This is a genomic window from Sinomonas soli (assembly GCF_054782415.1).
Window position 1 is genome coordinate 1 of record NZ_BAAGSN010000037.1, and the last position, 8,246, is coordinate 8,246.

Sequence of the window (8,246 nt, forward strand, 5' to 3'; positions counted from 1 at the left end):
CGCTCCCACTCGACCTCCTCGCGGAGGCGCAGGTGGATGAACTCCTGGTCCTCGATGATCCGGTACAGGCGCTGCTCGCGCCCGTCTACGAACCCGGTCTCCTCGGTCATGTACCCGGCCCAGACAGCGAGCCCGAGCAGTGCGTCCGCGCGGGCCATGCTGCCTGCGAGCGCGATCGCGGTGCCGCGGTTGATGACGTAGTCGGTCAGGTGGGCTGCTGACTGGGTGGAGCAGCGGGCTACGAAGCCGAAGAGCTCGTTGACGATGCGGTCGTCGGCGTCGTCGTGCTCGAGGACGGCGAGGACGGTGGGATGGTTCGCGCTTGTGTCGCCGAATCTCGCCCATGCCATCCTGTTGGTCCCCTGCCCCTTGTGGTGTGCTGTGTGGTGTTCTCTGCGCGTTGTGTCATGCGGCGTCGGCGTCTTCCCGGTGGGTGATGTGCTGGCGGATCTTGGCTGGCTGGAACCCTGACCAGTGGTGGTCGCCGTCGGGCGCCGAGGTGAAGACGACGGGCGCCTGCATGTAGCCAAGGGCCTTGATGAACTCGAGCGCCTCCGGGTCCTCGGTGACGTCGACGGTCGTGTAGTGGATGTCGTCGCGGTCGAGGACGCCCTTGGTCATGTCGCACTGGCGGCATTCCGGCTTGGTGAAGAGCACGACGGCGACGCCGTCGCGGGCCTGGATGCGCTTGGACAGGGACGGGGCGGTGTTGCTGGTCAAGCTGGTGTTCTCCTGGGTGCGGTGGTGATCGGTGGTCATGCGTCGTTCTGAGGGTCGTGGATGAGCGTGGCGGGGAGCGTGATCGCGGCTGTCACGAGGGCGTCGGCGTCGCCGGTCTGGTACCAGAGGTTCCCGTCGTCGTCGCGGCTCACGACCTCGAGGACGAGGCCCTGGTCGTCGCGGACGACGGCGCCGACCGCGAGCAGGTCGAGCCGGTCGGGGTCAGTGATGACCTCGGGCTCGTAGATCAGCCCGATCATGCCGGCGAGGCGGGCCGGGTCCGCCGGGGACGGCTCCCCGAACCAGGCGAAGACGGCGCGGGTCGCGCTGTCGAGCCGCGTGCTCATCAGATGGCCTTCGTATCGAACACGCGCGAGCCGTCATCGTGGAGCGACAGTCGCTCCACGATGACTCCTTCAAGGTCCTCGTCTGCCGTCTGCTGCCAGGCAAAGGCTCGGTGGGTGCTGGGCGCCTGGGCCATGGGGGCCTCCTTGGTGAGTCGGTCGAGGCAGTCGCTGCAGTAGCCGTGGTCATGCTCGGTGCGACCGCAGCCGGGGCACTGCTTGGTGGGCTGGAGCGTGTTCGTCACTGTTCCTCCTTCTCGTGCTTCTTCTCGCAGTCCCTGGCGAGGGACGGGACAACGTAGGTTTCTCCGCAGGTGGCGCACGTCCATTGGTCAGTCGTCATCGGCGTCCGCCCTGGCGGAATGTCATCCACGTGTGGATCACCATCGCGGCGAGGACGGGCGCCGCCGTGACCGCGAGCGCGGCCAGCTGCTCAGCGGTCATCGGCGCTCCTCGTGGAGGACCGTGAGCTCCATCGGAAGCCCGTTGAGGCCGATGAACTCGAAGACCTTCTCGGAGGTGATCAGGCCGTGGGCGTCTGTCGTGGCCCACCCGCTCCCGATGGTGTCGAACGAGCCGCGCTGAAAGGTGATGACAAGCGGCGAGCCTGACATGTGGGTGATGCAGGCGACCACGGACCCGAGGGGTAGCTTGTCGAGCTCATCGGCTGCCGTCACGGTGCGGAGCCTTCGGTAGCCGTCGACGAGGAGCGCGTCCGTGAGGTGTCCGACGTGAGCGGCGGGCGCGTACTCGAGACCCGGGCAGATCTCCGTCCCGCATGAGCACTCCGATCCGCTACCGCGCTCGTCCTCGAAGTAGTGGTAGCTGTCGTGGCAGCTGATCATCTCAGCGAGCTTGTCGCGCTGTTCGACCGTTGGCTGATTCACTGTCCCCTCCAGAGGTGGTAGCCAAGGATGACGACCGGCCATCCGAACGTGACTGTGAGCATGGCGGCCAGGACGACGCCGGCCATGAGCGCCCTCACCGGCCTGCCTCGATCAGGCGGTGGTCCCAGAAGACCGTGAGGATGTCGACCTCAGACCAGACGTGCCCTTCGTGATCGCGCCAAGCATCGGTGTACAGGCGGAACTCGACTTCGTATCCGCGCCCGTCCGGCGTAGGGCCCGTAGCCCTCACACCTGCGCCGGCTTCGGTGGGCAGGGTGAACTGGGCGTTCCCCTCCTCCGTGGCTGCTCGGTGCAGACGGTTGTACGTCTTGATGGTCAGGTCGTATGCGTCGGAGTTCTCCAGCTCCGCGATGACTTTGGCCAGCTTCGCCTCGGCTTTCTCGGCGCGCTTGCCGAGCTCGGCAGCGGCCTCGCAGTCTGCCGACGGCTGTGCGCAGCATCCGCCGAGCAGCCTCCGGAGCTGCTCGACTGGATATGCGGCGTCATGGACCTTCCGCTGGGTACCCGGAGCGCTCCAGCGCTCCTTGACGGCGAGGTTGACCCACTTGTCCTCGTCCAGGAGGCTCACGGCGAGCTCGTAGTTGTCGCCGACACTGAGGACGACGTTGGGCGTGCGGGGGCTCATTCGGGATTCCTTCCGTGGTGGTTGCTGAGGAGCCGCTGGACGAGGTCGTCGCGGCCTGCCTTGATGAGAGCGAGGCGGAGGCTGTCCCACTTCGCGTAGCCGGCGCGGGTGGCTGCCCGCTCGGGGATCTCGCCGGTCTCGGCCATCCACTCGACGTCCTCGACCTGCAACTTCGTCTCGCCCCGGAACCTCACGGGCGCGCCGGCCGGGCGCTTGAAGCACGAATAGCACGCCGTGGCCGAGCGTCGAGATACGGTGCCGGGCCAGTCCGCGGCCTTCGCGTCGTACGGCCGCATCGGCCGCCCGCAGACCGAGCAGCCCACCAGCACGCCCTCGCGCGGGACATCGAGCACGGCCGTCATGCCGCCTCCTCGCGCTGCCTGCCCGTCCCGTGTGCCCGGAGCGGCTGCAGGCGATGCATCCACGCATCCCGCCACTGAGCGGCGTCCGCGAGCGCAGCGCCGTCGTCGGTCCGGAGGGTCATGAGGATGCCGACGAAGGATTCGCCGCAGGTGACGAGGAGGCGGTGCTCGTCGTCGGTGGGTTCGAGGAGGAGGGGCTGCTTGTAGGCCTGGGCGGCGGTGGCGAACCACTTCACGACGGGGCCGGCGGCGGCGATCTTCGAGGGTGCGGGGGCGTCGGCGATGAGGCACTCGAGGAGCATGCGGGCGAAGCCGACCTGGTACTCGGCGGCGGGCTGGCGTGGGACGGTGTAGGTCTTGCCGGGGAAGAGGCCGGAGACGTCGAGGAAGGTGACATCTTTGTCGGTGACGCGGATGCGGAGGCACTCCCCGATGCCCTCCTCGGAGGCTCCGTGGCCGCCGGACTTGAAGAGGGTGAGGAGTTCCTTGGCGGTCTCGGGGGCGAGGTCGAAGCAGTCCGTGTCGGGGTCGCCGGTGAGCTCGCGGTCGTCCCAGACGGAGACGATGGCGTGGCCGAGGCTGGCGCGGTTCACGCCGGTGACGAAGAGGTTCTCGTCGGTGGCGACGAAGTGGAGGACGGCGAGGTCCGGGGCGAGCTTCGGGTCGGAGACGTGCGGCAGGCAGGCCTGGAGCGCCTGTCGCAGGTCGAGGGTGTTCACGTCGAGGATCACGCCCAGTCTCCCTTCGGCTTGGGGGTGCATTCAGCGCAGGGCCGCTCGACGGCGCTGCACCACATGCACGCGCCGGCGGGCAGGGCCCGCGAGCGCAGCCATTCGGCGCGGCGGCGGGCGACGTCGGCGGCGGAGGAGAGCATCGTGAGGGTGTTCTGGTCGCCGGTGGCCTTTGCTGCGGCCATCTGGGCGGCTTGGGCGTCGTGCTGGAGGTTCTTCAGCCAGGCTGTGAGTTCCTCGTCGGTGAGGATGGCGGCGGCAGTCAATCGGAGCACCTGCACTCTCCGGTGTGGGGGTTGATGATGCCGTCGCAGGACGGGCAGCGCTCGGGTGATTCCTGGGCGATGCTGTTCAGGTGGGTGGTCATGCTGCTCTCTTCGTCTGGCGGCGGTGCCGGCGGATGATGCGGGCCAGTTCGGCGGCGCGGGGGTGGTGTTCGCGGCGGAGGGTGATCTCCGCTGCTTCGATGGATGGCCAGCCGGCGCGGAGCGCGGCCTCCTCGGTGGCGACGCGGCCTTCGAGGAGGAACTCGAACTCGGCGATGCGTTCCTGGCGCTTGGCGCGGCGGGTGGCGGAGATCTTCTCGTAGCGGGCGTCGCGGTGGCCCTCGAGCGGGGCGAGGGCGAGGTGGTGGCGGGTCATAGCTTCTCGACCCCGTCCTTGCCGAGCTTGACGAGCTCGAAGCCGCGGGTCTTGAGCGAGCGGAGGGCGGCCTGCGCGCCGGTCTTGGCTCCGCAGATGTGGGAGTCCTTCATGAGCCGGCGCCGGAGACGCGTCATGATCGAATCGGCGATGATGACGCCCACCAGACCGATCAGAGCCGCGGGCAGCATGCCCATGGGGGTGCTGAGGCGAGCCACGGCGCCGCCGCTGGCGAACGCGAGGGCGAGCACGCCAGCCTGGGCCAGAGATGCCCACCACGGCTCGCAGCCGGTGCGGGCGGGGCGCTTGGCCTTGGGCTTGCCCTTGGCGTCCTCAGGCTTCGTCGTCATCGTCGGCCTCCTCGTCCTCGGCCCGGTCGCAGGCGCACTGGCCGTTCGCGTCGGCGACCTCGTCGCAGTCGCCGCACGGCTGGGTGTTCCAGTAGTCGATGGCCTCGCGCTCGACGTCGGAGAGCTCCGATCCGAGGACCGCGAGCGCGGACACGGCGCGGCCCAGTGGTTCGACCCCGCCGCGGCCGTCCCAGTCGTCGAGGTCCTCGAGGCCCTCCATGGAGCGCGGGTAGAGCCGCTGGCAGGCGAAGTAGGCGAGGACGATGCCGCCGAGGTTGAGCCTGGCGAGCGCGGCGGCGATGGCGTCCTTGTCCTTGGCGTCGGGGACTTCCAGCCAGTCGGCGAGGGACTCGCCGGCGCCCCAGCTGCCCACGAGGTCGAGGCACATCTGGGTGATGGCCTGACGGGCCCGGCCATTCTCGATGGTCTTCTCGGTGCGGATGGTCGTGCGGACCTGCTCCTCGTGGACGCGGCGGGCGATCTTGAGGCCCGCCTCGAGCTCGGCGCGGCGGGCGGCGTCGGCTTGCTGCTCCTCGGTGAGCTCCTGCGGAGCCTGCGCCTTGCCCGCGGCGGTCGGCTTCAGCTTGCCGTGGTACTCGGCCTCCCACCGGGACTCGGCGTCGACCACGACGGCCTGGATGTCGTAGCGGTCGAGGTCGTCCTGGTAGTAGGTCCAGATCCGGTTCGCGCCATCGGGGATCTCGGCGCGGTCGACGACGGGCAGGCCCTGCCCGCGCAGCTCCTCGACGAGGGCTGGGGCGGCCTGTTCCTTCTCCCACCGGCCGATCGCCGAATTGATCTCCCAGGCGTCCACGCGGGGCCCGGCGAGGGCCTCGGCCTGCCGCTCCTCGGAGAGTCCGGCGTCGGCGAGCTTGAGGACGTCCTCGAGGCTGGCGCGGCGGCCCTCGACGGCTGTGATGGCGGCTTCGCCCATGCCTGCGAGCTTCACGCGGCCGCGGACGGTGTCCTTCGCGCGGCCGGTGCGCTTGGCGATCTTCGCCTCGGTCCAGCCTGGGAACTCGAGGAGTGCCTGGTATGCCTTGGCCTCCTCCCCCACGGTCAGGTCGGTGCGCTGGAGGTTCTCGACGAGCATCACGGCGAGCTGCTCGGCCTCGTCGCCGAGTGTCTCGTTGACCATGCACGGCACGTTGAGCAGGCCGGCCTTCTTCGCTGCGGCGAGGCGGTGGTGCCCGGCGATCACGAGGTAGTCGCCGTCTAGGACAGGGTGCGGGGTCACGAGGAGTGGCTGGAGGATCCCGTGGGCCTTCACTGAGGCGACGAGCTCCTCCGACGGGGTGACCTCGCGGCGGACGTTCTTCGGGTGTGGGCGGAGCTGCTGTACAGACAGGCTCTCCGCGGTCAGGGCGTTCATGGGACGGGTGTCTCCCTCTTGTGGGGGTGTGGTGTGTGGGGAGCGGTTCAGTCGTCGGCCGGGGCGGCGGCCTCGGCGATCTGCATGCGCGTGAGGGCGGCGAGGAACACGTAGGCGTGGTTCTTGGCCTCGGTGAGGCGGCCGTCCTCGAACGCCGCCCCTGCCGCGTCGTACGCGTCGGAGGCCTGATCGAAGGCGGCTGCCATGCCCGGATCCTTCACGGAGACGGTGCGCGGGCCGTCCGGCTCGTTGCCGAGCCATACCTGCTCGTCCACGGGCGCCGCGAGGGGAACGACGACGGCCTGGAACGCTCGGGCCTTGGTGATCGCGTCGTCGACCGTGGCGATGAACGGGTGAGCGGGGACGAGTTCTGCGGGCTGTTCAGTCATGGCGGGGACCGCTTTCGATGACGACGCCGGCCGCGCCGGCGAGGATGAGGGCGGCACCGAGCATCGCGGCGCCATTGAGGACGGGGGCAGCGGCCAGGAACACGGCCGCGCCGATGACGACCAGCGGGATGTACACGACGGCGTGACGGCGGCGGCGGGCGACCGCCGGGACTGGGGCCCTCACGGGACGAGCTCGGGCTGGTCGGCGGACGGCTGGGCCGGGTCGTGCAGGAAGTAGTACGCGCACTCCTCGCCGTCGATGAAGATCGACCCGTCGGCGCGCGTCACGCCGTTCGACTCCACATGCTTCGGCGTCTGGTCGATCAGGATGAACCGAGCCGACGGCCACGCCCGCCGCGCGAAGGTCGTCAGCTGCCGCTCGAACTCCTGCTTCGTGCGGTAGTCCAGGACCGCCTGCGAGCGCAGCGGGCGATCCACGTGCCGTGTGCCGTCGGCGCCGCGCGTGATGCGCTGGACGACGGCGTTCTTCCGAGTCCTGTACGGGCGATTCACAGGAAGCTCCCGCCGAGCGCGATCGCCCGCTGGTGCCGCGTGATGTTGTTCGCGACCTCGGCCGGCGTCGGGAACGTCTGCACATGGAACCCGGCGATAAGTCCTTCGGTGACGGGTCCTGGAGTTTCCGCTGGCTCGGGGTCCTCGCCGGCCTCGGCACGGCGGGTGTTGTCCTCGTGTCGTCGGTACGAGGCCTCGAGCTCGCGGAGGGTGTCCTCGACGGCGCGGGCAGCACGGATCTTCGCCACGCGGACGTGGTCAATGGCCTGGTCGCCGTTGCCTGTCGAGTCGAAGTCGCGCAGCGTGTGCAGGGCCCGGCGGAGCCGCTCGACGTCCTGCACTGCCCGGGAGACGAGCCGCGAGCGCCGCTCGAGCTCGTCGCGGAGCTTCATGGCCGCCGCGGCCTGCTCGGCGGGGGTGGTCTTCGCGGTGTGGAAGTACTCGGCCGGGCGCAGCTCGGCGCGGTCGCGGGCGTCGAAGAACAGGTTCGTGGGGAACTCCTGGCCGGTCATTCGGTCACTCCCGGGGTGAGGATGCCGGCGGCCTCGATGGCCTCCTGCGCGGCGGCGAGCCGCTTGCGGATGTACTCGAGGCCCGAGGGCAGGACGTACGTGGTCGCGGTCGGGACTGTCTCCCCAGACCTGTTGCGGTACGTTCCCGGGACGATCTTGAAGTGGTGCGCGTGCCGCTGGTAGGGCAGGTTGTTGCCCTGCAGGACCCCGATGCGCCGGAGCTCGCGGAAGAGCACGTTCCGGCCGTAGCCGAGGGCCTTCGCTGCGGCCTCCATGCTGTAGGAGCCGTTCGCGTCCATCAGCTCGTCATAGAACTCGGCCTTCGGCGCCGCGACCGCGAGCTCGCGCTGCTGGGCGTCGACCCGCTCCGCCAGTCCCCGGATGACCTCGAGCGTCTTCTCCTCGAAGGTCAGCTCCCGGCGCGGCTGCGTCTCGGCGGCGCGGGTCTGGACCGCGAAGTACGCCTGCGCGGCCGCAACCTCAGCCTTGCGCGGGTCGCCGTTCATCGCGACCAGATAGCAGGCGAACCGGGAGAGGTGGAAGTTCTCGCCGAGCTGGCGGGTGCGGCCGAAAGGTTCCCGGAGCCGGGAAGCTTCGCGGCCCGAGTCGTGGCCCTGTACCTCCATGGACACGACGGCCCGGCCGACGGCGTCCGCGAACCGCTCCCACTTCTCGTAGCCGAGGAGCGGCATCAGCTCTCGTGCCGACCAGAACTCGGACCCGTCGGGCCGGGTGCGGCGGATCTCGTCGAAGGGAGACGTGGGCTCTGCCGGCTGGG

17 protein-coding genes are annotated in these 8,246 nt (G+C 69.7%); all 17 read right to left on the bottom strand.

The window, feature by feature from the left end; genetic code table 11:
• Positions 1 to 350, bottom strand: a 350-nt coding sequence (locus tag ACYVKZ_RS20760) for a hypothetical protein (protein ID WP_460994370.1), incomplete at its 3' end; no start/stop codon positions are given.
• Positions 351 to 405: 55 nt separating this feature from the next.
• The gene (locus tag ACYVKZ_RS20765) at positions 406 to 759 is read right to left on the bottom strand and encodes a glutaredoxin domain-containing protein (protein ID WP_460994371.1); all 354 of its coding nucleotides are present in this window, start codon (positions 757 to 759) and stop codon (positions 406 to 408) included.
• Positions 756 to 1,067, bottom strand: a complete 312-nt coding sequence (locus ACYVKZ_RS20770; protein WP_460994372.1) for a hypothetical protein — start codon at positions 1,065 to 1,067, stop codon at positions 756 to 758. Before ACYVKZ_RS20770 ends, ACYVKZ_RS20765 begins: the two co-directional genes overlap by 4 nt.
• Positions 1,067 to 1,309 carry a hypothetical protein gene (locus tag ACYVKZ_RS20775; RefSeq protein WP_460994373.1) on the bottom strand — a complete coding sequence of 81 codons (243 nt, stop codon included), beginning with the start codon at positions 1,307 to 1,309 and terminating at the stop codon, positions 1,067 to 1,069. The genes ACYVKZ_RS20770 and ACYVKZ_RS20775 overlap by 1 nt, the downstream gene beginning before the upstream one ends.
• A gap of 195 nt (positions 1,310 to 1,504) precedes the next feature.
• The gene (locus ACYVKZ_RS20780; RefSeq protein WP_460994374.1) at positions 1,505 to 1,951 is read right to left on the bottom strand and encodes a hypothetical protein; all 447 of its coding nucleotides are present in this window, start codon (positions 1,949 to 1,951) and stop codon (positions 1,505 to 1,507) included.
• A gap of 94 nt (positions 1,952 to 2,045) precedes the next feature.
• The gene (locus tag ACYVKZ_RS20785; protein WP_460994375.1) at positions 2,046 to 2,597 is read right to left on the bottom strand and encodes a hypothetical protein; all 552 of its coding nucleotides are present in this window, start codon (positions 2,595 to 2,597) and stop codon (positions 2,046 to 2,048) included.
• Complete coding sequence (locus ACYVKZ_RS20790) at positions 2,594 to 2,959, bottom strand: hypothetical protein (RefSeq protein ID WP_460994376.1); 366 nt, start codon at positions 2,957 to 2,959, stop codon at positions 2,594 to 2,596. Before ACYVKZ_RS20790 ends, ACYVKZ_RS20785 begins: the two co-directional genes overlap by 4 nt.
• A complete protein-coding gene (locus ACYVKZ_RS20795; protein ID WP_460994377.1) occupies positions 2,956 to 3,690 on the bottom strand; it encodes a hypothetical protein in 735 nt (244 codons plus the stop codon). Before ACYVKZ_RS20795 ends, ACYVKZ_RS20790 begins: the two co-directional genes overlap by 4 nt.
• The gene (locus ACYVKZ_RS20800; RefSeq protein ID WP_460994378.1) at positions 3,687 to 3,956 is read right to left on the bottom strand and encodes a hypothetical protein; all 270 of its coding nucleotides are present in this window, start codon (positions 3,954 to 3,956) and stop codon (positions 3,687 to 3,689) included. The genes ACYVKZ_RS20795 and ACYVKZ_RS20800 overlap by 4 nt, the downstream gene beginning before the upstream one ends.
• Positions 3,957 to 4,053: 97 nt before the next feature.
• Entirely contained in the window at positions 4,054 to 4,332 is a 279-nt protein-coding gene (locus ACYVKZ_RS20805) for a hypothetical protein (RefSeq protein WP_460994379.1), read from the bottom strand.
• Entirely contained in the window at positions 4,329 to 4,682 is a 354-nt protein-coding gene (locus tag ACYVKZ_RS20810) for a hypothetical protein (RefSeq protein ID WP_460994380.1), read from the bottom strand. Before ACYVKZ_RS20810 ends, ACYVKZ_RS20805 begins: the two co-directional genes overlap by 4 nt.
• Complete coding sequence (locus tag ACYVKZ_RS20815; RefSeq protein ID WP_460994381.1) at positions 4,666 to 6,054, bottom strand: ParB/RepB/Spo0J family partition protein; 1,389 nt, start codon at positions 6,052 to 6,054, stop codon at positions 4,666 to 4,668. Before ACYVKZ_RS20815 ends, ACYVKZ_RS20810 begins: the two co-directional genes overlap by 17 nt.
• Positions 6,055 to 6,101: 47 nt before the next feature.
• Positions 6,102 to 6,443: a hypothetical protein gene (locus tag ACYVKZ_RS20820; RefSeq protein ID WP_460994382.1), complete on the bottom strand. Its 342-nt coding sequence runs from the start codon at positions 6,441 to 6,443 to the stop codon at positions 6,102 to 6,104.
• A complete protein-coding gene (locus tag ACYVKZ_RS20825) occupies positions 6,436 to 6,627 on the bottom strand; it encodes a hypothetical protein (protein WP_460994383.1) in 192 nt (63 codons plus the stop codon). Before ACYVKZ_RS20825 ends, ACYVKZ_RS20820 begins: the two co-directional genes overlap by 8 nt.
• Positions 6,624 to 6,956, bottom strand: a complete 333-nt coding sequence (locus ACYVKZ_RS20830) for a hypothetical protein (RefSeq protein ID WP_460994384.1) — start codon at positions 6,954 to 6,956, stop codon at positions 6,624 to 6,626. The genes ACYVKZ_RS20825 and ACYVKZ_RS20830 overlap by 4 nt, the downstream gene beginning before the upstream one ends.
• Positions 6,953 to 7,468 carry a hypothetical protein gene (locus ACYVKZ_RS20835; RefSeq protein WP_460994385.1) on the bottom strand — a complete coding sequence of 172 codons (516 nt, stop codon included), beginning with the start codon at positions 7,466 to 7,468 and terminating at the stop codon, positions 6,953 to 6,955. The genes ACYVKZ_RS20830 and ACYVKZ_RS20835 overlap by 4 nt, the downstream gene beginning before the upstream one ends.
• Positions 7,465 to 8,246, bottom strand: a 782-nt coding sequence (locus ACYVKZ_RS20840) for a phage antirepressor KilAC domain-containing protein (protein WP_460994386.1), incomplete at its 5' end; no start/stop codon positions are given. The genes ACYVKZ_RS20840 and ACYVKZ_RS20835, both read right to left, overlap by 4 nt.

What these genes read in the sequence shown, in the direction of transcription:
- ACYVKZ_RS20765 (WP_460994371.1), bottom strand. Translation starts at nt 759, where the DNA reads ATGACCACCGATCACCACCGCACCCAGGAGAACACCAGCTTGACCAGC.
- ACYVKZ_RS20770 (WP_460994372.1), bottom strand. Translation starts at nt 1,067, where the DNA reads ATGAGCACGCGGCTCGACAGCGCGACCCGCGCCGTCTTCGCCTGGTTC.
- ACYVKZ_RS20785 (WP_460994375.1), bottom strand. Translation starts at nt 2,597, where the DNA reads ATGAGCCCCCGCACGCCCAACGTCGTCCTCAGTGTCGGCGACAACTAC.
- ACYVKZ_RS20790 (WP_460994376.1), bottom strand. Translation starts at nt 2,959, where the DNA reads ATGACGGCCGTGCTCGATGTCCCGCGCGAGGGCGTGCTGGTGGGCTGC.
- ACYVKZ_RS20805 (WP_460994379.1), bottom strand. Translation starts at nt 4,332, where the DNA reads ATGACCCGCCACCACCTCGCCCTCGCCCCGCTCGAGGGCCACCGCGAC.
- ACYVKZ_RS20810 (WP_460994380.1), bottom strand. Translation starts at nt 4,682, where the DNA reads ATGACGACGAAGCCTGAGGACGCCAAGGGCAAGCCCAAGGCCAAGCGC.
- ACYVKZ_RS20815 (WP_460994381.1), bottom strand. Translation starts at nt 6,054, where the DNA reads ATGAACGCCCTGACCGCGGAGAGCCTGTCTGTACAGCAGCTCCGCCCA.
- ACYVKZ_RS20820 (WP_460994382.1), bottom strand. Translation starts at nt 6,443, where the DNA reads ATGACTGAACAGCCCGCAGAACTCGTCCCCGCTCACCCGTTCATCGCC.
- ACYVKZ_RS20835 (WP_460994385.1), bottom strand. Translation starts at nt 7,468, where the DNA reads ATGACCGGCCAGGAGTTCCCCACGAACCTGTTCTTCGACGCCCGCGAC.